At 62.2% G+C, this 21,664-nt stretch carries 21 protein-coding genes and 1 pseudogene; 14 read left to right on the forward strand and 8 right to left on the reverse strand.

Features of this window, described 5'->3' with window-relative positions; translation table 11 throughout:
• The first annotated feature begins 2 nt into the window (after positions 1–2).
• From hemC to BLU76_RS01805, 6 genes and pseudogenes are all read left to right on the forward strand, one after another.
• Positions 3–944 (forward strand): hydroxymethylbilane synthase, encoded by a 942-nt coding sequence (gene hemC, locus BLU76_RS01785; RefSeq protein WP_063323841.1) that lies wholly within the window; start codon positions 3–5, stop codon positions 942–944.
• Positions 941–1,687, forward strand: a pseudogene (locus tag BLU76_RS31750) (uroporphyrinogen-III synthase); the annotation flags it as partial. The gene hemC and the pseudogene BLU76_RS31750, both read left to right, overlap by 4 nt.
• A 36-nt stretch (positions 1,688–1,723) precedes the next feature.
• A complete protein-coding gene (locus BLU76_RS31755; RefSeq protein ID WP_256571678.1) occupies positions 1,724–2,857 on the forward strand; it encodes a uroporphyrinogen-III C-methyltransferase in 1,134 nt (377 codons plus the stop codon).
• Positions 2,854–4,101: a heme biosynthesis protein HemY gene (locus BLU76_RS01795; protein WP_072343040.1), complete on the forward strand. Its 1,248-nt coding sequence runs from the start codon at positions 2,854–2,856 to the stop codon at positions 4,099–4,101. The genes BLU76_RS31755 and BLU76_RS01795 overlap by 4 nt, the downstream gene beginning before the upstream one ends.
• Before the next feature lie 396 nt (positions 4,102–4,497).
• The gene (locus tag BLU76_RS01800; protein WP_092148226.1) at positions 4,498–5,040 is read left to right on the forward strand and encodes a disulfide bond formation protein B; all 543 of its coding nucleotides are present in this window, start codon (positions 4,498–4,500) and stop codon (positions 5,038–5,040) included.
• 174 nt (positions 5,041–5,214) lie between these two features.
• Positions 5,215–5,673, forward strand: coding sequence for an Rsd/AlgQ family anti-sigma factor (locus BLU76_RS01805; RefSeq protein WP_003206770.1), 459 nt, complete (start codon positions 5,215–5,217; stop codon positions 5,671–5,673).
• A gap of 59 nt (positions 5,674–5,732) precedes the next feature.
• On the opposite strand, the gene BLU76_RS01810 is transcribed toward BLU76_RS01805, so the two are convergent.
• Positions 5,733–6,398, reverse strand: coding sequence for an FKBP-type peptidyl-prolyl cis-trans isomerase (locus BLU76_RS01810; RefSeq protein WP_092148223.1), 666 nt, complete (start codon positions 6,396–6,398; stop codon positions 5,733–5,735).
• Between the two features lie 191 nt (positions 6,399–6,589).
• Between BLU76_RS01810 and BLU76_RS01820 the strand changes: the two genes are divergently transcribed.
• Positions 6,590–7,765, forward strand: a complete 1,176-nt coding sequence (locus tag BLU76_RS01820; protein WP_092221285.1) for an AlgP family protein — start codon at positions 6,590–6,592, stop codon at positions 7,763–7,765.
• Here the strand turns inward: BLU76_RS01820 and BLU76_RS01825 are convergent.
• Positions 7,762–8,226, reverse strand: coding sequence for a TIGR02444 family protein (locus BLU76_RS01825; protein ID WP_072343028.1), 465 nt, complete (start codon positions 8,224–8,226; stop codon positions 7,762–7,764). The two genes, BLU76_RS01820 and BLU76_RS01825, sit on opposite strands and share 4 nt — an antisense overlap.
• 50 nt (positions 8,227–8,276) lie before the next feature.
• Here BLU76_RS01825 and BLU76_RS01830 point away from each other — a divergent pair, with 50 nt between their 5' ends.
• The 3 genes from BLU76_RS01830 (at position 8,277) to rhtB (ending at position 11,503) form a co-directional block, all read left to right on the forward strand.
• Positions 8,277–10,187: an ATP-binding cassette domain-containing protein gene (locus BLU76_RS01830; protein WP_092148217.1), complete on the forward strand. Its 1,911-nt coding sequence runs from the start codon at positions 8,277–8,279 to the stop codon at positions 10,185–10,187.
• Positions 10,187–10,768 carry a mechanosensitive ion channel family protein gene (locus BLU76_RS01835; RefSeq protein WP_092148214.1) on the forward strand — a complete coding sequence of 194 codons (582 nt, stop codon included), beginning with the start codon at positions 10,187–10,189 and terminating at the stop codon, positions 10,766–10,768. Before BLU76_RS01830 ends, BLU76_RS01835 begins: the two co-directional genes overlap by 1 nt.
• A 102-nt stretch (positions 10,769–10,870) precedes the next feature.
• Positions 10,871–11,503, forward strand: a complete 633-nt coding sequence (rhtB, locus tag BLU76_RS01840; protein WP_092221287.1) for a homoserine/homoserine lactone efflux protein — start codon at positions 10,871–10,873, stop codon at positions 11,501–11,503.
• A 143-nt stretch (positions 11,504–11,646) separates the two neighbouring features.
• Here rhtB and BLU76_RS01845 read toward each other — a convergent pair whose 3' ends face one another.
• From BLU76_RS01845 to BLU76_RS01860, 4 genes are all read right to left on the reverse strand, one after another.
• The gene (locus BLU76_RS01845; protein ID WP_092151245.1) at positions 11,647–12,390 is read right to left on the reverse strand and encodes a penicillin-binding protein activator LpoB; all 744 of its coding nucleotides are present in this window, start codon (positions 12,388–12,390) and stop codon (positions 11,647–11,649) included.
• A 3-nt stretch (positions 12,391–12,393) separates the two neighbouring features.
• Positions 12,394–12,981: a penicillin-binding protein activator LpoB gene (gene lpoB / locus BLU76_RS01850; protein ID WP_072343012.1), complete on the reverse strand. Its 588-nt coding sequence runs from the start codon at positions 12,979–12,981 to the stop codon at positions 12,394–12,396.
• Between the two features lie 206 nt (positions 12,982–13,187).
• On the reverse strand, positions 13,188–13,559 hold the full coding sequence (locus BLU76_RS01855) for a YcfL family putative periplasmic lipoprotein (RefSeq protein ID WP_092221289.1): 372 nt from the start codon (positions 13,557–13,559) through the stop codon (positions 13,188–13,190).
• Positions 13,560–13,577: 18 nt separating this feature from the next.
• On the reverse strand, positions 13,578–14,972 hold the full coding sequence (locus tag BLU76_RS01860; RefSeq protein WP_092149204.1) for a COG3014 family protein: 1,395 nt from the start codon (positions 14,970–14,972) through the stop codon (positions 13,578–13,580).
• Between the two features lie 315 nt (positions 14,973–15,287).
• Here BLU76_RS01860 and BLU76_RS01865 point away from each other — a divergent pair, with 315 nt between their 5' ends.
• Together BLU76_RS01865 and BLU76_RS01870 are read left to right on the forward strand one after the other, a co-directional pair.
• Positions 15,288–17,186: a cytochrome c/FTR1 family iron permease gene (locus BLU76_RS01865; RefSeq protein WP_092221291.1), complete on the forward strand. Its 1,899-nt coding sequence runs from the start codon at positions 15,288–15,290 to the stop codon at positions 17,184–17,186.
• A 109-nt stretch (positions 17,187–17,295) separates the two neighbouring features.
• Positions 17,296–17,751 carry a YaiI/YqxD family protein gene (locus BLU76_RS01870; protein ID WP_063323852.1) on the forward strand — a complete coding sequence of 152 codons (456 nt, stop codon included), beginning with the start codon at positions 17,296–17,298 and terminating at the stop codon, positions 17,749–17,751.
• Between the two features lie 54 nt (positions 17,752–17,805).
• Here BLU76_RS01870 and elbB read toward each other — a convergent pair whose 3' ends face one another.
• Positions 17,806–18,474 carry an isoprenoid biosynthesis glyoxalase ElbB gene (gene elbB, locus BLU76_RS01875; protein WP_063323853.1) on the reverse strand — a complete coding sequence of 223 codons (669 nt, stop codon included), beginning with the start codon at positions 18,472–18,474 and terminating at the stop codon, positions 17,806–17,808.
• 123 nt (positions 18,475–18,597) lie between these two features.
• Here elbB and BLU76_RS01880 point away from each other — a divergent pair, with 123 nt between their 5' ends.
• Positions 18,598–19,833, forward strand: coding sequence for a sterol desaturase family protein (locus BLU76_RS01880; RefSeq protein WP_092221294.1), 1,236 nt, complete (start codon positions 18,598–18,600; stop codon positions 19,831–19,833).
• On the opposite strand, the gene BLU76_RS01885 is transcribed toward BLU76_RS01880, so the two are convergent.
• The gene (locus BLU76_RS01885; RefSeq protein WP_003206742.1) at positions 19,814–20,437 is read right to left on the reverse strand and encodes a DedA family protein; all 624 of its coding nucleotides are present in this window, start codon (positions 20,435–20,437) and stop codon (positions 19,814–19,816) included. The two genes, BLU76_RS01880 and BLU76_RS01885, sit on opposite strands and share 20 nt — an antisense overlap.
• Positions 20,438–20,642: 205 nt before the next feature.
• On the opposite strand from BLU76_RS01885, the gene hemB reads away from it, so the two are divergent.
• Positions 20,643–21,656, forward strand: coding sequence for a porphobilinogen synthase (gene hemB / locus BLU76_RS01890; protein ID WP_092221296.1), 1,014 nt, complete (start codon positions 20,643–20,645; stop codon positions 21,654–21,656).
• The last annotated feature ends 8 nt before the right edge of the window (positions 21,657–21,664 follow it).

Here is a 21,664-nt window from a genome sequence, read left to right on the forward strand (position 1 = left end):
CCATGTCCCCTCGCGAGATCCGCATCGCCACCCGTAAAAGTGCCTTGGCCCTCTGGCAGGCCGAATACGTCAAAGCCCGCCTGGAAGCGGCCCATCCCGGCCTGATCGTGACCCTGGTGCCCATGGTCAGTCGCGGTGACAAGCTGCTGGATTCGCCGCTGTCGAAGATCGGCGGCAAGGGCCTGTTCGTCAAGGAACTGGAAACCGCGTTGCTGGACAACGAAGCCGACATCGCCGTGCATTCGATGAAAGACGTGCCCATGGACTTCCCCGAAGGCCTGGGCCTGTTTTGCATCTGCGAGCGGGAAGACCCCCGCGATGCGTTCGTCTCCAACACGTTCTCCAGTCTTGACGCACTGCCCGCCGGGAGCGTGGTGGGTACTTCCAGCCTGCGTCGCCAGGCACAGTTGCTGACTCGCCGCCCGGACCTGCAAATCCGTTTCCTGCGCGGTAACGTCAATACGCGCCTGGCCAAGCTCGATGCCGGTGAGTACGACGCGATCATTCTCGCCGCCGCCGGCCTGATCCGCCTGGGCTTTGAAGATCGCATCACCTCGGCCATCAGCGTCGACGACAGCCTGCCGGCCGGTGGACAAGGGGCGGTGGGCATCGAGTGCCGTAGCGCCGACAGCGACATCCATGCCTTGCTGGCGCCGCTGCACCATGAAGACACCGCTACGCGGGTATTCGCCGAGCGCGCCCTTAACAAACACCTCAATGGCGGTTGCCAAGTGCCGATCGCCTGTTACGCCGTGCTGGAAGGCGAACAGGTCTGGTTGCGTGGCCTGGTGGGGGATCCCAACGGTGGCCGGCTGCTCAGCGCCGACGCCCGGGCGCCGCGCCACGATGCCGAGGCGTTGGGCGTGCGGGTGGCCGAGGATCTGTTGAGCCAGGGCGCCGCCGACATCCTCAAGGCCGTCTATGGCGAGGCCGGCCACACGTGACGGGTTGGCGGCTGCTGCTCACCCGGCCGGCGGACGAGTCGTCGGCGCTGGCGGCTGTCCTGGCCGAAGCGGGGGTCTACAGCAGCAGCCTGCCCTTGCTGGATATCGAGCCGCTCCCGCTGTCCGATGCCGGGCGGGCGATACTCCAGGTGCTGGACCAATACTCTGCCGTGATCGTCGTCAGCAAACCGGCCGCACGCCTGTGCGTCGAGTTGCTGCGCCAATACTGGCCCCAGCCTCCAGACCAACCATGGTTCAGCGTGGGGGCGGCCACCGGACAGATTCTCGTCGATGCCGGCCTCACGGTGTTTTATCCCGATAACGGCGATGACAGCGAAGCCTTGCTGGAACACCTGGTCTTGCGCCAGGCTGTTGCGCGGCCCGACCCCAAGGTTTTGATCGTGCGCGGTGAAGGCGGGCGTGGCTTGCTGGCAGAGCGTTTGCGCGAGCAAGGTGCTAGTGTCGATTATCTGGAATTGTACCGCCGCCACTTGCCCGATTACGGCGAAGGGGCGTTGCCGGCGAAAGTCGAAGCGGAACACTTGAACGCACTGGTGGTCAGCAGTGGGCAGGGCTTCGAGCATCTGCAGCGGCTGGCCGGCGATGCGTGGCCGGCCTTGGCGCGGTTACCGTTGTTTGTTCCAAGCCCAAGGGTTGCCGAGATGGCGCGTGCCGCCGGGGCCCGAACAGTTGTGGATTGTCGTGGCGCCAATGCCGCGGCTTTGCTGGCGGCGTTACGGGAACACTCCGTGCCGTTTTCTAATGCAAAGGATGGATACGTGAGCGAAACAGCCTTGCCAAAAGAAGATCTAGACCAGCCAGCGATCGATGCGCCGGTTGAAACTCCGCCCCCGGTGGCGCCGCGTCGCGGCAACGGGTTGGCCATAGTTGCATTGCTGCTCGGGGCCGCTGGCGTGGCCGTGGGCGGTTGGGGCGTGTGGCAGGTGCGTCACCTGCAAACCAATAACCAGCAGCAGTCCGCCCAGGTCCAGGCACTGAATGACCAGGCCCAGAGCCTCAAGCTCAACGAGCAACGCCTGAGCGAGCGCCTGGCGCAATTGCCTCCGGCCGAAGAGCTGGAGGGGCGGCGGCGCCTGGTGGCCCAGTTGCAAAGTGACCAGCAGCACCTGAACCAGCGCCTGGAAACCGTGCTCGGTGCCAGCCGCAAGGATTGGCGCCTGGCGGAGGCCGAGCACTTGTTGCGCCTGGCCAGCCTGCGTCTTTCCGCCCTGCAGGACATCAACAGTGCCCAGGCGCTGGTCCAGGGGGCTGACGAAATCCTGCGCGAGCAGAACGACCCCGGTTCGTTCGCCGCCCGCGAGCAACTGGCCAAGACCCTCGCCGCGTTGCGCAGCACCGAGCAACCGGATCGCACCGGGCTGTTCCTGCAACTGGGCGCCTTGCGTGACCAGGTCCTGGAACTGACCGAACTGGCGCCCGAGTACAAGGACCGCGGTGAATCCTTGCTGGGCCTGACCGCCGACGGCGATGGCGCCAGTCGTTGGGCGCAGTGGTGGGACCAGATCTCGCGCTATATCCGTATCGACTTCAACGCCGATGAAAATGTTCGTCCGCTGCTGGCCGGGCAAAGCCTCGTGCAAGTGCGCCTGGCCTTGAGCCTGGCGCTGGAGCAGGCGCAATGGGCCGCCCTCAATGGTCAGGCGCCGGTCTACACCCAGGCGCTGACCGAGGCTCGGGACGTGTTGAAGAACAACTTCAACCAGGACAACCCGCAAAGCAAGATCATGCTCGAGCGCGTGGTCGAGCTGTCCAAGCAGCCGGTGACGGTGGTCACCCCGGACCTGACGGGCACGCTGAGCAGCGTCCAGGCTTACCTTGAGCGCCGCAACCTCAATGCCCAGGAATCGGTCAAGCCGTTGCCCGCGCCTGGCGCGCAGGAGGCCACGCCATGAAGCGTCTCTACGTGATTCTGTTCGTGGTCATCGCTGCCGCTGCCTTGCTGGGCGTGGCGATTGCCGAGCATTCGGGTTACGTGCTGGTGGCGTACAAGAACTTCCGTTATGAAGCTGGCCTTTGGGTCACCCTGGCGCTGGTGGCGGTGCTCTGGCTGGTGTGGCGAGGCCTGAGGGCGCTGATCGGGCTGGTGACTACGTCGAGCGGCGTGGTCAACCCGTGGTCGCGGCGCAACCGCAGCCGGCGGGTGCAAGTGGCGATCGAGCACGGCCAGTTGGACCTGGCCGAAGGTCGCTGGGCCAGTGCCCAACGACACCTGCATCGTGCTGCCGAAGCCGAGCGCCAGCCGCTGCTGTATTACCTTGGTGCCGCCCGTGCGGCCAACGAACAAGGTCTCTACGAACAGAGCGACAGTTTGCTCGAGCGCGCCCTGGAGCGTCAGCCCCAGGCGGAACTGGCCATTGCCCTTACGCACGCGCAACTGCAGACGGACCGAGGCGACACCGACGGCGCGTTGACCACGCTCCAGGCCATGCATGAGCGGCATCCCCATAACGTCCAGGTCCTGCGCCAACTGCAACGACTGCATCAGCAGCGCGGCGACTGGTCGGCATTGATCCGGCTGTTGCCGGAGCTGCGCAAGGACAAGGTCCTGCCACCCGCTGAACTGGCGGAACTGGAACGTCGTGCCTGGGGTGAAAACCTCACCCTGGCAGCCCACCGTGAGGAGGACGGCAGCGTCGGTTTGCAGTCGCTCAATCGCGCCTGGCAACAACTGACCTCCGCGCAGCGCCAGGAGTCCGCGCTGGTGCTGGCCTATGCCGAGCAGTTGCGTCAGTTGGGAGCCCAGGTCGAGGCTGAAGAGGTACTGCGAAGTGCGCTCAAGCGTCACTATGACAGCCATCTGGCGCGCCTGTACGGGTTGGTTCGAGGCAATGATCCGATCCGCCAGTTGCAAACGGCCGAAGGCTGGCTCAAGGATCATCCGGCGGATCCAAGCCTGCTGCTGACCCTGGGGCGCCTATGCCTGCAGAACAGTTTGTGGGGCAAGGCGCGGGACTATCTGGAAAGCAGCTTGCGCGTCCAACGCAACCCCGAAGCCTGTGCTGAACTGGCGCGATTGCTGGCGCAACTGGGCGATGCCGAGCGCAGCAACCAGTTGTTCCAGGAGGGATTGGGGCTGCTGGACGAGCGCCTGCTGGCCGCACCGTTGCCGGTTCCGGCTCAGGTGTTGTCCACTTGAGAGGGGCATGACTCATTCTTGAAAATGGTATGAACCCTTGTGGCGAGGGGATTTATCCCCGTTGGGCTGCGAAGCGGCCCTTTGAAGCTTGGGCTCGATGAAAATCTGATACAGCACGCACGGCGCCAGGCTTTAGGGCTGCCTCGCAGCCCAGCGGGGATAAATCCCCTCGCCACAGGTTCAGTGCCGTCCACGAGCGAAGGGTTGCGAATACCACCCTGGTTTTGGGGCTTTGGTCATGCCGTCAGTAAAGTCCTACAGCCCATCGCGCTGTATCCTCTTTGGCCTGTCGGGAATTCCCTACATCCCTGGTGAAGTGTCTGCGCGGGCCTGCCTTGAAAGGCCCGAGGGCTTTCCTCTACCGTAACTGCTTGTCTCTTCTGTTACGGAACCGCCATGTCTTTGGCCAGCTCACGCTTCTTGTTTTTCATGGCTTCCATCGCCGCAGCCCTGGCTTTGGGCATTGCCACTTATCTGGAGTATTCGGTCGGCCTGACGCCTTGCAGCCTGTGTGTCTTGCAGCGGTTGTGCCTGACGCTGTTCCTGGTGAACAGTCTTGTGGCATGCGTACACGGTCCAGGCCAAAGAGGCAGTCTCTTCTATGGTGCGGCAGGGTTGGTTTTTGCGACGGGGGGAATGACCCTGGCATGGCGTCAGGTCTTGATGCAAAGCCATTCGTTCGAGCCGTTTCCTGATTGTGTTGCCCAGCCCAAGCTGATGGATTCGTGGTGGTGCGCGTTGCATCGCGTCCTCGACGGCGCGGTCGATTGCGCGAATATCACCTGGACGCTGTTCGACCTGAGTATCCCCGAATGGAGCCTGTTGTTTTTTCTCGCGGTGTCCAGCGCGATGGCCTATCTACTGCTGCGCCTTGCCTGGAGTGCTCTGGTACGACCGCTCAGCGGCGATACGTCGCAGATGCTCCGGGCCGTGGATTAAACACTTGTATGAACTTTATCTCCTGCGTACCTTGAAGCCATTGTCGTGCGGGCATAATCTGGCCCGCACGTGTTATTGGAATTGTGCCGCTCGATCATGTTGTGTCTGGCTTGTCCCTGATCATCAGGCGTGCACAGGCTGCGAGTGGCATGACCCACAAGGGAAGAAATCACCATGCTCGAAAGTTGTCAGAATGCTCAGGAACGCTGGGGTGGGGTGCATCTGCTGATCGATCGCTGGTTGCAGGAGCGTCACGAACTGGTTCGGGCCTACGATGCCCTCGGCGATAAGCCTGAAGCGCTGAGCGAAAGCCGCAAACCCTTGCAGGAGTTCTGCGGTGTGCTGGTCGACTATGTGTCTGCCGGTCATTTCGAGATATACGAACAACTGACGGGCGAGGCCAAGGCCTTCAACGACAAGCGCGGCCTGGAACTGGCCGAGCAGATCTACCCGCGTATCGACGTCATCACCGAAAAGCTGCTGGCGTTCAACGACCTGTGCGATGAAGGCAAGTGCGTAGCGGAAAAATTCAAGGAGCTGGGCGGCTTGCTGCACGAACGTTTCGAACTGGAAGACTGCCTGATCGAAGTGCTGCACAACGCTCACAAGGAAGAAGCCGCGGTCCAGGCCTGAGGGTTTCGCGGTCATGAAAAAACGGTGCGCAGTGCGCACCGTTTTTTATTGAGTCGGCGTCAGGTCGTCGCGCCCAGCAATTCGATTTCAAACACCAGTGGTGTGAACGGCGGGATCACATCTCCCGCCCCTTCGGCGCCATAGGCCAGGGTCGACGGAATCACCAACCGCCATTTTGCGCCTACCGGCATTTGCGGCAATGCACTGCGCCAGCCGTCAATCACGCTGTCGAGGTTGAACCATTGTGCCTGGTGGTTGGAATCGAATACGGTGCCGTCCGGCAATCGACCGGTATACAGCACCTGGACCTTGCCGTGAGGGCCGGCTTTCGCGCCGTGGCCTGGCTTGATCTCGGTCAGCAGGATGCCGTCTGCGAGTTGCTGGACGCCTGGACGGTTCTTTTCTTCATTGAGAAATTTCTGCTCCGTTTTCAACGCGGCTTCGATCTGTGGCGTTGTCGATTGCGAATTCAGTCGTGCCTGGTGCTCGGCCAGGATCTGTTCGATGCGTTCATCCTTGAGGGCCAGCGGCTTGCCCAAGTAGGCCTGTTGCAAGCCTTCGACCAAGGCTTTGATCTGCAGGTCCGGCACGTCCTGGCGCAGGCGTTCGCCGAGGCTTGCGCCCAGGCTGTAAGCCAAATCGTGGGCATCGTTTGCGCTGGTTTTTTCAACGGCCTGGACCGTGGAGCAAACCATGCACAGGAATAAAAACAGGTGACGCGACATGTGTGCTCTCCGGCCTCGAATCGAGGAATTATGCCAGTGCCGATATCGATAGAGGTGGATTGCCAAGGCACTGGCGCAGAAGATTTTTCGTCCCTTGCAACGCAACGTCTTGTGTACTGTCAACATGCCCTAGCGGCGGTTGAAGCAGAGGTCTAGTATGAGCCGCACTCACGTCAGTCAGGAGGTAAACCATGTCGGCCACCAAGAAGCCTGTAAACACTCCGTTGCACTTGCTCCAACAACTCTCGGGCAGCCTGCTCGAACATCTGGAAAATGCCTGCTCCCAAGCCCTGGCTGATGCTGAAAAACTGCTCGCCAAACTTGAAAAACAACGCGGCAAAGCGCAGGAAAAACTGCACAAGTCGCGCACCAAATTGCAAGACGCAGCCACCGCTGGCAAGGCCAAGGCGCAAGCCAAGGCCAAAGATGTCGTGAAAGAACTCGAAGACCTGCTTGATGCCTTGAAGGATCGTCAGTCCGAGACCCGCGCCTACATTCTGCAACTCAAGCGTGATGCCCAGGAAAGCCTGAAACTGGCCCAGGGTGTCGGTCGCGTGCAAGAAGCCGCAGGCAAGGCGCTGACGCTTCGTGCTGCCAAGCCTGCCGCTGTATCGGCCAAGAAGCCGGCGGCTAAACCCGTCGCGGCAAAAGCTCCGGCCAAAGTCGCTGCCAAGCCTGCGGCGAAAGCACCGGCCAAAGCTGCCAGCAAGCCAGCTGCCAAATCGGTCGCTGCCAGTGCTGCAAAACCTGCGGCAAAAAAACCAGTTGTCAAAGCTGCGGCCAAGCCCGCCACAAAAACGGCAGTTGCAAAACCTGCTGCCGCCAAGCCTGCTGTAAAAGCTGCTGCTAAACCGGCCGCTAAACCTGCGGCAAAAGCTGCAGCCAAACCTGCCGCTAAAACCGCCGCCGCAAAACCTGCTGCCAAAGCTGCGGTAAAAGCCACCGCAAAACCTGCTGCCGTTAAGCCTGCTGCCAAACCAGCAGCGAAGCCTGCGGCAACCAAAACGGCTGCGGCCAAGCCCGCTGCGAAAACGGCTGCCAAGCCTGTCGCTGCCAAAGCCCCCGCCAAAGCGGCGGCTAAACCCGCTGCCAAACCGGCTGCGGCCAAGCCTGCTGCTGCGAAGCCAACGGCTGCCAAACCAGCCGTCGCGAAGCCCGCTGCCGCCAAACCAGCCGCCAAGCCGGCAGCGAAACCGGCCGTGAAAAAGCCAGCCGCTGCAAAACCTGCGACTGCGCCAGCCGCCAAGCCAGCGACACCGGCTCCGACCACGGCACCGGCTCCAGCCGCCAGCACTCCGGCCGCGGCGACCAGCCCATCCGCCGCCGTTGCGCCGAGCATCAGCAGCACCCCAACCAGCGCTTCCTAAGTGCCGGACACCGCGACGCGCAGCTGATGCAGCGCGTCGCGGCTCGCTGGCCCGGCATTCGCCGCCAGCCCTTGCAGCCATTGCGCTGAATCGTTCTGTTGTGTCCCAGGCCAATCCTTGGCCAGCGCTTCCAATCGCTCCAGCAATTGCCGTTCGGCCGCCAGCTCCAGCTGCTTGACCTGCTCGCGCAGGCCATTGAGTGCCGTGTCCTGGAGGGCGCTGGTTTTCCATTGGCTGCGAAGCGTGCGCAGTGGCCGCACCACCTCGGCATCCCAGGGCTCGGCCAATAGTCGAAGCTGCCGCAGCCTGTGTTCATTGCAGGCCACGCCACGCTGCGCCAGCCACAGGCCACACAGCAGCAGGCAGACGTTGGCGCCGGCGTCTTGTGATGCCAGGCACGCAGGCTCTACGCCAGGCTTGGCATAGAGGTCGAGGGAAAAGCTCCACAGGTCTGGGGACATCGTGCTACTCGCGCCAGTTGCGAGCGAAGCTGGTAGACTCCGCCGCCATTATGATCCGACTTCAGAACCTGACTTTACAGCGTGGCCCGCAACGTCTGCTAGAAGACGCCGAGCTGACCCTGCACGCCGGCCACAAAGCCGGCCTCATCGGTGCCAACGGCGCCGGCAAATCGAGCCTGTTCGCCTTGCTGCGAGGCGAGCTGCACCCGGACTCGGGTGATTGCCTGTTGCCGGCTGATTGGCGCATCGCCCACATGCGCCAGGAGGTCGACACCCTCGAGCGTCTGGCGGTGGACTACGTGCTCGATGGCGACCTGCGCCTACGCCAGGTGCAACGCGACCTGGCGGCGGCCGAAGCGGCCCACGACGGTGCCGCACAGGCCCGTCTGCACGCGGAACTCGACAGTGCCGACGGCTACACCGCCGATGCCCGTGCGCGCAAATTGCTCGCCGGCCTGGGCTTTACCAATGAGCAGATGGATCGTCAGGTCGGGGACTTCTCCGGTGGCTGGCGGATGCGCCTGAACTTGGCCCAGGCCTTGATGTGTCCTTCGGATCTGCTGTTGCTCGATGAGCCGACCAACCACTTGGACCTCGACGCCATCATCTGGCTCGAAGACTGGCTCAAGAGTTACCCGGGCACGCTGCTGCTGATTTCCCACGACCGTGATTTCCTCGACGCGGTGGTGGATCACGTGGCCCATGTCGATCAGCGCAAGCTCACCTTGTACCGTGGCGGCTACAGCGCCTTCGAACGCGCGCGTGCCGAACGCCTGGCCCAGCAACAGCAGGCCTACGAGAAGCAGCAGGCGCAACGTGCGCACATGGAAAGCTACATCGCCCGCTTCAAGGCCCAGGCCACCAAGGCCCGCCAGGCCCAGAGCCGGATCAAGGCATTGGAGCGGATGGAAGAGTTGTCGGCGGCCCACGTCGATTCACCGTTCGATTTTGTCTTCCGCGAATCGACCAAGATTTCCAGCCCGTTGATCGACCTGTCCGACGCGCGCCTGGGGTATGGCGACAAGACCGTGCTGGAGAAGGTCAAGCTGCAACTGACCCCGGGTGCGCGGATTGGTCTGCTGGGCCCCAACGGTGCCGGTAAGTCGACCCTGATCAAGAACCTTTCCGGCGAACTCGAGCCTCTGGCCGGGCGCCTGACCCGGGGCGAGAACACGGTGGTCGGCTACTTCGCCCAGCATCAGCTCGATTCCCTGGACTCCAAGGCCAGCCCGCTGTTGCACCTGCAACGCCTGGCACCGACCGAGCGCGAGCAGACCCTGCGGGATTTCCTCGGCGGTTTCGATTTCCGCGGGGCGCGCATCGACGAGCCGGTGCTGAATTTCTCCGGTGGCGAAAAGGCACGCCTGGCGTTGGCACTGATCGCCTGGGGCCGGCCGAACCTGTTGCTGCTCGACGAACCGACCAACCACCTGGACCTGGAAATGCGCCTGGCCTTGACCATGGCCTTGCAGGAATTCAGTGGCGCGGTGCTGGTGGTGTCCCACGATCGGCATTTGCTCAAGAGCACTACGGATAATTTCTTCCTGGTGGCCGACGGCAAGGTCGAGGAGTTCGACGGCGACCTGGAAGACTACGCCCGTTGGCTGGTGGAATACCGCCAGCGCAACGCGCCGGTCAGCAGCACGCCGGTCAACCCGGACAAGACCGACAAGAAAGCCCAGCGCCAGGCCGCCGCCGCATTGCGCCAGCAACTGGCGCCGCACAAGCGTGAGGCCGACAAACTCGAAGCCGAGTTGGGCAAGCTGCATGAAAAACTGCAAAAGATCGAAACCAGCCTTGGCGACAGTGGTCTCTACGAGGCGGCGCGCAAAGATGAGTTGCGCGACCTGCTGGCCGAGCAGGCCAAGCTGAAAATTCGGGAAGCGGAACTCGAGGAGGCTTGGATGCAAGCGCTGGAACTGCTGGAAAACCTGCAAGCGGAGCTGGAGGCGTTGTCCTGATGGAAGCGTTGGCGTTGCCTATACCCGTCATGTGGATCGAGCCGATCTGGCTGGGTGTGCAAATCCTGCTGATCCTGTTGGTGGGATATGTCGCCCAGCGGTTCGTTGCGCGTGCGCTCACGGGCCTCGGCGAGCGCTACCCACTGCCGACGCAATTGGTGATCATCCTGCGCGGTGTGCTGCGCTGGCTGATCATGGGCAGCGCCGTACTGGTGGCGCTGGAGCGCCTGGGTGTCTCGGCCACGGTACTCTGGACGGCGATCTCGGGTTTCGTGGCGGTGGCGGCGGTGGCGTTCTTCGCCATCTGGAGCGTGCTGTCCAACCTGTTCTGCGCCGTGTTGATCTACACCGTCGGACCGTTTCGCCTGGGCGATGTGGTCGAGCTGGTGGACACCACCGACAAGCCTGGCATCAAAGGACGCGTGGTGGCGATCAATCTGCTGTACACCACGCTGATCGAACCCGAGGAACTCGGCACCGGCAGTGCCATGGTGCAAGTACCCAACAGCCTGTTCTTCCAGCGTTCGGTACGGCGCTGGCGTGGCAGCGAAGCGTTTCCGGTGGGTGGGTTCGTCGAATAATCCGGCCTCGCCGATTGGCTTTTTTTTGCAAAAAAGCGATGGTCAATCCTTCAGCGGCGCATTAGCTTAGTCGTTTTCGACGAATTCGAGCCGAGGTGTGCAATGGTGCTGGAAACATGGCTGGCGTTTTTCGCCGCCTGTTGGGTGATCAGTCTTTCCCCGGGCGCCGGTGCCATTGCATCGATGTCCAGTGGCTTGCGCTACGGGTTTTGGCGCGGTTACTGGAATGCCCTGGGCCTGCAACTGGGCCTGGCGCTGCAAATCGTGATCGTCGCCGCCGGTGTTGGCGCTATCCTCACGGCCTCGGCCACCGCGTTCTATGCGATCAAGTGGTTCGGCGTGGCCTATCTGGTTCACCTGGGTATCAAACAGTGGCGAGCCATCCCTGGCGATATCAGCGATGACTCCGTCGTGCGGCCCATCGGTAACCCTTTGGCGCTGGTGTTTCGTGGCTTCCTGGTCAACATCAGCAACCCCAAGGCGCTGGTGTTCATGCTGGCGGTGTTGCCACAGTTCATCAATCCCCATGCACCATTGATCCAGCAATACCTGATCCTGGGCGTCACCATGATCGTCGTCGACCTCATCGTCATGGCCGGGTACACCGGGTTGGCGTCCAAAGTCCTGCGGCTGTTGCGTACACCGAAGCAGCAACGGCGGATGAACCGCACGTTTGCTGGCCTGTTCATCGGGGCGGCGGGCTTGCTCGCGACGATTCGCAAGGCTGCGGTGTAACCGGCTTATACACAACACCTGTGGCGAGGGAGCTTGCTCCCGCTCGGTTGCGCAGCGACCGCAAGATCTTGGGGCCGCTTCGCGACCCAGCGGGAGCAAGCTCCCTCGCCACAAAAAGCGTCTCTACTATCCAGCGGTGTGGCTCAGCGCAAGATCACCGGCGCGGTATCCCGTGGCAGGTTATTGCGCTGCATCGGCTCGCCGGGCTGTTGATAGCTCGGGCCGCCGAGCTGTTCGCTCAGTTGCCGCGCTACGTCTTCCCCCAGGGCCTTGGACACATCGCGCACCACCCGCGGCCGGTTGAGGCTGATGCGCACGTCCCGGTGGTTCAACAACTTGGTGTCCTGGCCTTCGCCCATGGCCGTAAAGGCCGAGGTGATTTCGTAGGTCTTGGTGTTGATCAGGCTGAAGTCTGCCACCAAGGTCAGCGCCAGTACGGCCGAATAGCTGTCGGTATTGGCCAGCTCGTTGATGTCGCGGGTGAAGTCGATGTCCGACACCGTGCCGAACAGCACATAGTCGGCACCCTTGAAGTTCCCGGCCTTGATGCGCTTGATCACGTCATAGACGTCGCCCTTGGACGACGCGGTGTGCGGGGTGCCCTGCACCAGCTGGAACATCCCGCTGCGCAGGATCTCGCCCTTGATGTCGCCAGTGAACTTGCGCAGTTCGCCCTGCTCGATATAGCTGCTGGTGGCTTCCATCTCGTCGTAGCTCGAGGAAGCGCTGGCGCTGTAAGGGTTCGCCTGGAAGTTGCTCTGCGCTGAGACGGTGTGGATGTATTCCTCCACCCGCTCCTGGTATGCAAGGTCGGTCACTGCGACTTTCGGGGCCGCCTGCGCGCCAAATGCGCAGGCCAGGGCCATGATGCCTATCCATGTGCGCATGGCTTAACGCTCCGTGGTCTTGCGGATTTCTTTTTCGTCCATCCACTCGGCCAGACCGCTTTCGACGTCGATCAATTGCAGGCTGAATTTGTAGAAGACGTCCTTGTAGTCGCTGCTGCGCTTGACGATCGAGCTGATGGAGCCTTCGAGGCGGTACTTGGCAGCGATCATGTTGCCGGTCTTGGCCACGGTGCTTTTCTTGTACAGGCCACTCTGGTTCTGCAGCTTGAGCTGATCGACCTGGCTGTCCATGGCGGTGTTGTCGCTGGCGAAGCGAGCAGCGCCGGTCTTCATCAGCTGGGTCTTGATGCTGGTGGTGATTTCACGGGTGTCGATGTATTCGCTGGTCTTGTTCTTCACGTCATAGACCTGGACCACCGGGCGACCCTGCAGGATGCCGGACTGGGCCAGGGAGCGGGTCATGGACTCGGCGATCATTTGCAGGTCGGTGGAACCGAACTCGTTGGTCACGGTTTCCACGGCCTTGGTGTCGCCGTAGCTGATGTTCTTGTTGCCCAGGACCGGCGAGTTGTTGGCGCAACCGCTGACCAGCAGGGCGGCGAGGGCGATGGAGGAAATGCGTACGAACATGGGGATGCTCTCGAAAGCTGAATGAAATGGGGCTAAGGCTTGATGCCGATCAGTAAAGGAACTTGTGCCGGCGATCCCCGTGGCGAGGGAGCTTGCTCCCGCTGGGTCGCGAAGCGGCCCCAAGATCTTGCGGTCGCTGCGCAACCGAGCGGGAGCAAGCTCCCTCGCCACAGGTCTGGTGTTGGCTTGACCGACCGGGATCAGGCTCAAGGGGTATTGATTTCCAAACGGAAATCCACCGCCTTGGGGGTCGGTGCGATGGCCGGCAGGAAGCTGGTCTGTTCGCCATACAGCGTCAGGCTTTTCCAGGTTTCTTCCTCGGCGATCGGAAAGCCTTCCGGCCCGAGCCAGGCAAAGCGGTAATACATCGTCTTGTTGTTGTAGCTGGTATTGCTCAACTGGACATTGACGGTCATGTAGCCGTTTTCCCGGGCCACGCGCATGGCGCCGACCACGATGTTCTTGGTCTTGCCCATCGCCACGACCTTGCTGGCGGCGCTGCCCGGCTCCGGTGGTGGCGGGGTGGCGCAACCGGCCAGCAAGACCAGGGCGCCAACGGCGATCAGTTTTAAACGCATGTGAACAAGACTCCGTTCTTAAGGTTGCTTGAGGGCAATGGCGGTCGGGTTGGCGCTTGGCATCACCTGGGCCGCCAGGCCACCGGCGAACACCTGGTTACCCACCGCACGCAGGCTGATGACCTGGTAGCGCTGGTCGACGGTGACCTTGACCACCGAGCCGCCCACCGCGCTTGGCAAGGTGACCTGGTGCTCGCCTTTCTTCAGGCGCAGGCGCACCACCTGGGTGTAGTCGGGCAGGGTGCGCCAGGTTCGGGTATCGGCACCTTCGAGTACGGCCGAGGTGAGGCCGACGGCCAGGCCGGCCAGCGGATTGGTGTCGTTGATCTGCTTTTGCGCCACGCCACGGGTGACGGCGCGCACGGTGGTGCGCAGGATGATGCCCGGCATGTCGTCGCGCAGGGCCCGACGGGACATGGCGGTGGTGCTGTTGAGTTGGGTCAGGTCCAGCTGGCGGCCGTCGACACCGATCTGGCCGAAGGTGGCCGTGGAAGTGTCGGGCTTGATCAGTGGGAACGACAACGGCGTGATGACCAGGTTGCCGCTGATTGGCAAAGGCAAGGGAATGCGGATCGAGTCCCGGGACGGCGCCAGGCCACTCTGCACCACGATCAGGATGTCGCTGTCGTCGCTCTTGGCGGCGGGCTTGTCGAGGTCACGCAGGGCCTGCTCCAGCAGCGGTGTGTTGGGGCGCAGTTCGGCGGCCTTGCGATAACCCGGTGCGGCCAGGTCCTTTTCACCCAGGGCTTCGTAGACGAAACCGGCCAGGTAATGGCTGAACGCGCTCTGGTAACTGTTCTTGAGGCTGACCACTTCCGGGGCATCGAGGCTGGCCACCGGGTAACCCTGAAGGTCCTTGTATTCGGTCTTGACCCCTTGTTTCTCGGCTTCTTCCTCGCGCTTGAGGTATTCCTTGTCCCGCAGGTCGGCGATCACCGCTTCGCGTTCGTGGGTCTTCTTGATCTGGGTCCGTGCGCCGTCGAAGTCATTCACCGCCAGCAGGTTCAGGGCCATCTGCGTGGTCAGCATGACCTTTTCGTAGTCGTAGCCTTCGTAGCGGCGGACTTTATCGTTGACCAGGAAACTGCCGAACTGGGCCAGGTACTTGGCCGTGTCGAGCTTGACCGCATCTTCCCACTGGGCAACTTGTTGGTCGGCGCTGTTCCAGGCGGTCTGGCTACCGGACAGGTCGCCCTTGGCGCGCAGCAGCTCACCTTTCTCGAAGTAATACAGCAGGTCCTTGTCCTGGCTGGTGTTGTTCTTTTCCAGCAGCGTCAATGCGGCGTCGACGTTGCCGGAAGCCAGTTGCTGGTTGGTCTGGGCCAATTCGCTGTCGTAGTTGCGAAAGGCCGAACAGCCGGACAACAAGGTGATCGCACCGAGGGCGATCGAAAAAACGGCACGGGATGCCATGAACATTTCTTCCCTGAGAAACAGCCGGGGTGTGCGGGTCGGGCTGGGGCGATCCCACGGACAAGCGTTGGTACGCTGTCGGTTCCTCATAAAAAGAGGAGCTTTTATGCCATCGAATGATAAGAAGGCGGCGGGATTATAAACATGGCTCTTGGCTATGTAATGGCTTTTCAGTGTCTAAATGCCGTTTTTGTGACATCACCTCCAAAGCATGAAAATCCGATGAAAATCGGCTCCCAAGTCATATCCGCCCTTGAGCCGAAGCCATTGGAAGTGAACAATGTGTTACTTCTTATTACCAACTGAGAGTCATTCATGACTGTGCCGTTCCGTTTCCTGGCCTGGCTTCTACTGCCATTGCTCGCTTTGTGCAGCACTGCGCTGCAGGCCGACCCCCTCGAGAGTGCCCCCCAGGCGCTGCATTTGTTGGATTACATCGGGGCGGATTACCCGGCGACGGTCGAGGCGGGCAAGGTCATCGACGAGGCGGAGTACCGCGAGCAGCTGGAATTTACCCAAGCGCTGGAAGGGTTGGTCGCCGGGTGGCCGGCCAAGCCAGAAAAGACTGAGCTGGTCCAAGGCATCGGCACCCTGCGCACGGCGATCACCCAGCGCCAGGACGGCGGCGATGTTGCGCGCCTGGCGCGGCAACTGGGGGCCAAGCTGGCGGTGGCATATGAAGTCAGCCAGGCACCGGTCATCACGCCCGACCCCACCCGCGGCGCGCCGCTGTATGCGCAAAATTGCTCGGTGTGCCACGGAGCCAACGGTGCCGGCGACGGTCCTGCCGGTGTCGGCTTGGAACCGCCGCCCGCCAACATGCGGGACGCCCAGCGCCTGGATCGCCTGAGTCTCTATGCGATCTACAACACCGTCGGCATGGGCATCGAAGGCACGGATATGCCGGCCTTCGCCGATCAGCTCGACGACCGTCAGCGCTGGGACCTGGCGACCTACATCGCCAGCTTCAGCGCGGACCCGGCCGCCGCCAAAAGTGAACAGGTCTTCAACCTCGCTGACCTGGCGCGCCAGACCCCGGCCGAAGTCCTCGCCGCACAAGGCCCGGCAGCGGCGGCGACGTTCCGTGCCCAGCGTGCCCAGCCGCCGCAAGTGCAACGTGGCCCGGCGCAGTTGCTCGACTACACGGCGGCCACCCTGGATAAAAGCATCGCGGCGTACCGTGCCGGTGATCACGACCAGGCCTATGACTTGTCGGTAGCGGCTTACCTGGAAGGTTTCGAGCTGGTGGAAAGCTCGCTGGACAACGTCGATGCCAACGTGCGCAAGGACACCGAAAAGTCCCTGATGGCCTACCGTCAGTCGTTGCAGGACGGTTTGCCGGTGGAGCAGGCGATACAGCGTCTGGACGCGGCCAAGGCCAAGTTGAAGGAGTCCGCCGGCCTGCTGGGTGGCGATGGCTTGAGCTGGTCGCTGAGCTATATCTCCGGGTTGCTGATCCTGCTGCGTGAAGGATTGGAAGCGATCCTGGTGCTGGCGGCGATCCTGGCGTTCCTGCGCAACACCGGCCAGCAGTCGGCGGTGCGCAGTGTCAACGTCGGTTGGGGGCTGGCGCTGGTGGCCGGCCTGGCGACCTGGGGCCTGGCGGCGTATGTGATTGACGTCAGCGGTGCCCAGCGTGAGCTGCTTGAAGGCGCGACGGCGTTGTTCGCCAGTGTGATGGTGCTGTGGCTGGGTGTGTGGATGCATGACCGTCGCCACGCAGCGGCCTGGCAGGACTACATCAAGAGCAGCCTGGTGGGCGGCGGTGGTCGGTTTGGTTTTGCGATCCTGGCGTTCTTCTCGGTCTATCGCGAACTGTTCGAAGTGATCCTGTTCTACGAAACCCTGTGGTTGCAAGCGGGCCCCACCGGGCACAACGCGGTGCTGGCCGGCGGCGCGACGGCGCTGGTGTTGTTGGTGGGGTTGGCCTGGGTGATCCTGCGCGGCTCGGCGAAACTGCCCCTGGCGCTGTTTTTCAGTATCAACGCCGGGTTGTTGTGCGCGCTGTCGGTGGTATTCGCCGGTCACGGCGTGAAGGCGTTGCAGGAAGCCGGGATCTTCGGCACCCATCCGGTGCCGTTCTTCGAATTCGACTGGCTGGGCATTCATGCCGATGCCTATTCGCTGGCCGCTCAAGTGGTGGCGATCCTGGCGATCATGGTGCTGTATGGGCGCAGTTGGGTGGTGGAGAAGCGTCGGGTCCAGGTTTCCTGAAAAGCGTTCGCTGCGCTCATTATCGCGAGCAAGCTCGCTCCCACAGGATGTAGGCTGTCCTTGTGGGAGCGAGCTTGCTCGCGATGCATTTTAAAGAGGAGCAACCCCAATGCGCGTATGGATCGACGCCGATGCCTGTCCCAAGGCGGCGAAAGAACTGGTGGTCAAGTTCGCCCTGAAGCGCCGGTTCGAGGTGGTGCTGGTGGCCGGTCAGCCGCAGATCAAGCCGGCCCTGGCTTGTGTGAAGCTGATCGTGGTACCCAGTGGCCCTGATGCGGCGGACGATTACCTGGTGGAGCACGCCGAGCCGGGTGAACTGGTGATCTGCAGCGACGTGCCCTTGGCCGACCGGTTGGTGAAGAAGGGCGTCGCGGCCCTGGACCCGCGCGGCAAGGAGTTCGATGCCCAGAACATGGGCGAGCGGCTGGCGGTGCGCAACCTGTTCACTGATCTGCGTGAACAGGGCCACATGGGCGGCGGCCCGGCGGCCTACAGCGAGCGAGACAAGCAGGGGTTTGCCAATGCCCTGGATCGGATCCTGACGCGCCTGACCCGATTGCCTTGAATCATGCCCAAACCTCTGTGGGAGCGAGCTCCCACAGGGTTAGTGGTGGTGGGGTCAGGCGTCGTTCTCGTGCGTCAATTCCAACACCCGATCCACCAGTTTGTTGATGCCGGAAGCCGCTTCGCTGATGTTCTGCGCCAGCATGTAGGCCGGGGTGCTGACCAGTTTGCGCGCTCGGTCTTCAACGATGTCGGTGACGGTGCACGCTTCGTGAGTACCCCCCATTTTGGTCACAGCGGCGGCAGTGTCGACGTCGTTGCCGATGGTGCAGACCACGCCCGGGCCGTAGATTTTCGCCGCCAGGGCCGGGGAGATGCAGATCAGCCCGACCGGTTTGCCGGCCTCGGCAAAGGCCTCGGTCAGCGCGAGGACCTCTGGCTGGACCGTGCAAGCCGCGCCTTCGACGGCAAAGTTGGAGAGGTTTTTCGCCGAGCCAAAACCACCAGGTACGATCAGGGCGTCGAAATCCTCGGCCCTGGCTTCACGCAAGTCCTTCACGTTGCCCCGCGCGATCCGCGCCGATTCCACCAACACGTTGCGGCTTTCGGGCATTTCCTCGCCGGTCAGATGATTGATCACATGCAACTGGGCAATGTTGGGGGCGAAGCACTGGACGTGAGCCCCACGCTGATCGAGACGCAGCAAGGTGATCACGCTTTCGTGGATCTCGGCGCCGTCATAGACGCCACAGCCGGAAAGGATCACTGCAATTTTTTTGCTCATGGGCTTTTCTCCAGATTCATGGCGTTAAATGTCTACTAATTTGTCACTCGTTGCCATAGGGGGATCGGCCAGCTACACCTAATCTGCCGACTATCTCCCTGCCTCGCATGCCCGGGTTGCGTCATGAACTTCATCCTGTATGCCGTGCCGTTCTTCTTCGTGCTGATCGCCGTCGAGTTGCTGGCCGATCGCTGGCGGGGCGTGAGCCACTACCGAGTGGCCGACGCGATCAACAGCTTGAGCACCGGCGTGCTGTCGACCACAACGGGCCTTTTGACCAAAGGCGTGGGGCTGGTGACCTATGCCTTTGCGTTGAAACACCTGGCTATCATCGAGCTGCCTGCCGACCGGGCCTGGACCTGGGTGGTTGCCTTTGTGCTCTACGACTTCTGCTACTACTGGCTGCACCGCATGGGCCATGAACGCAACATCCTCTGGGCCGCTCATTCGGTGCACCACCAGAGTGAGGACTACAACCTTTCCACGGCGTTGCGCCAGACCAGTACCGGGTTCCTGTTGAGCTGGATCTTCTACGTCCCGCTCGCCGTACTGGGTGTGCCACTGGTGGTCTTCGTCAGCGTTGCGGCGTTGAATCTGCTGTACCAGTTTTGGGTCCACACCCAGCACATTCCCAAGCTCGGCTGGCTGGAGTGGTGCTTCGTGACGCCGTCCAATCATCGTGCCCACCATGCACAGAACCCTCTCTACATGGATCGCAACTACGGCGGGGTGTTCATTATTTGGGACCGTCTGTTTGGCACCTTCCAGGAAGAAGACGTCAACGAACCGGTGATTTTCGGCGTGACCACGCCGCTGGAGAGCTGGAATCCGTTGTGGGCCAACCTGCAGTTTTATGCGCAGCTGTGGGCCGATGCCAGGCGGGCCGGGCGTTGGTGGGACAAGCTGCGGATCTGGTTCATGCCCACCGGTTGGCGTCCGGCGGACGTCGCGGCCAGGTACCCGCTGAACAAGTCGGACTTGAGCCAGTTCCGCAAATTCGACGTGCCGTTGGATGTTCGCCAGCAGTGGTACGTGGGGCTGCAGTTCTGCGCCTACATCGCCTTGGGCAGTTATCTGATGAACCTTGAAGCCAGCCTGCCGGTCGTCGCCCTGATGCTGGGTTGGGGCGCGGTGGCGTTCGGTCTGTTCGTGTTGGGCGTGGCCCTGGAGAATCGCCCGTGGGCGTTGCGGCTGGAGCTGTTGCGGCTGGCCTCGAACCTGCCGCTGGTATGGCTGGCGCCACTGGCCGGGTTGTGGCCGGCCAACCCTGTGGCCTGGGCCGGGCTGCTCAGCTACAGCCTGCTCAGCGGCATCGGGCTATATTGCTGCCGTACCCGGTTTACTCGGTTGGCGTCGTAGGTTCGCCGGACCTGGCTTGCTCCAGGCGCTCGGCTTCGAGGACTTTCCTGGCCAGGCGCGCATTCTTGATGCGTCGGCGCAGCCACAAGACCAGGCCCAGCACCAGCAGTGCGCCGAGTACCCACAATTCATACTTCTTGATGCTGCCCAGCATGCCTTCGAGCACTGCGCCAAAGTGGTACGCGGCCGCAGCCAACGCCGTGGCCCAGATCGCCGCACCGATGCCGTTGAGCAGCAGGTAGCGACCCGGCGGATAGCCTGACAGACCGATCGCCACCGGCATCACCGTGCGCAGGCCATAGACGAAACGGAAGCTCAGGACCCAGATGTCCGGATGCCGGCGGATGTGCTCCAGCGCCCGATCCCCCATCAACTGCCAGCGTGGCTTGCGGGCCAGCAGCTTGCGCCCGTGCTTGCGTCCCAGGAAATACCACAGCTGATCGCCCGCGTAGCTGCCGCAGAACGCCACGACGACCACCAGGTTGATGTCCATGTAGCCACGGAACGCCAGGAAACCTGCGAGCACGAGGATAGTTTCGCCTTCGAAGAACGTGCCGATAAACAGGGCCAAGTAGCCGAAGTCATGCAGAAATTGTTGGAGCATTGTCTGGGTGCTGGCGAAATGAACGCGCAGCCTAACCCTTCAGGCACATTCAGGAAAGTATCGAAATGTGTCTCGACGTGAACAATTCCTACAATGACAATAACTGCGACGACAGGACGCAGGTGCACATAACTGTAATGTCTTCGTCATAATGGACGCTTATAACTGTCACGCTCGCCCGTCAGCACGGGCTCAGGAGTCTGCCGTGAGCTTTACCCCCGCCAATCGTCTGTTCCCTGCTACCCGCCTGCGTCGCAACCGTCGTGATGAGTTCTCTCGTCGGCTGGTACGTGAAAACGTGCTGACCACCAATGACCTGATCCTGCCGGTATTCGTGCTGGACGGTGAGAAACGTCGCGAAGCGGTGGCGTCGATGCCCGGGGTGGAACGCCTGACCATCGACCTGCTGCTCGAAGAGGCCGCCCACTGGGTCGAACTGGGCATTCCGGCGCTGGCGCTGTTCCCGGTCACGCCGCCGACACTCAAGTCCCTGGACGCCGCCGAAGCCTGGAACCCGGAAGGCATCGCCCAGCGCGCGACCCGCGCCTTGCGCGCGCGCTTCCCGGAGCTGGGGGTGATCACCGACGTGGCGCTGGACCCGTTCACCACCCACGGGCAGGACGGTATCCTCGATGAAGAAGGCTACGTGCAGAACGACATTACCGTCGATGCACTGGTCAGGCAGGCCCTGTCCCACGCCGAGGCCGGCGCCCAGGTCGTGGCGCCGTCGGACATGATGGACGGGCGCATCCAGGCGATCCGCGAAGCCCTCGAGGTGGCCGGTCACGTCAACGTGCGGATCATGGCCTACTCGGCCAAGTACGCCAGCGCCTATTACGGTCCGTTCCGCGACGCGGTCGGCTCGGCCCTGAACCTGGGCAAGGCCAACAAGGCCTCTTATCAGATGGACCCGGCCAACAGTCAGGAAGCCTTGCACGAAGTGGCGGCTGACTTGTCAGAAGGGGCAGACATGGTCATGGTCAAGCCTGGCATGCCCTACCTCGACATTCTTTGCCGGGTCAAAGACGAATTCAAAGTGCCGACCTTTGTTTATCAGGTCAGCGGCGAATACGCGATGCACATGGCCGCGATCCAGAACGGCTGGTTGGGCGAAGGGGTGATCCTGGAGTCCTTGACCGCTTTCAAGCGCGCAGGGGCTGATGGCATCCTGACTTACTTTGCCGTGCGCGCCGCCCAATTGTTACGAGAGCAGAAATAGCCTCCCAG

Origin of the sequence: Pseudomonas sp. NFACC08-1 (assembly GCF_900106735.1) — a bacterium.
In the GTDB taxonomy this organism is placed as follows: domain Bacteria; phylum Pseudomonadota; class Gammaproteobacteria; order Pseudomonadales; family Pseudomonadaceae; genus Aquipseudomonas; species Aquipseudomonas fluorescens_Q.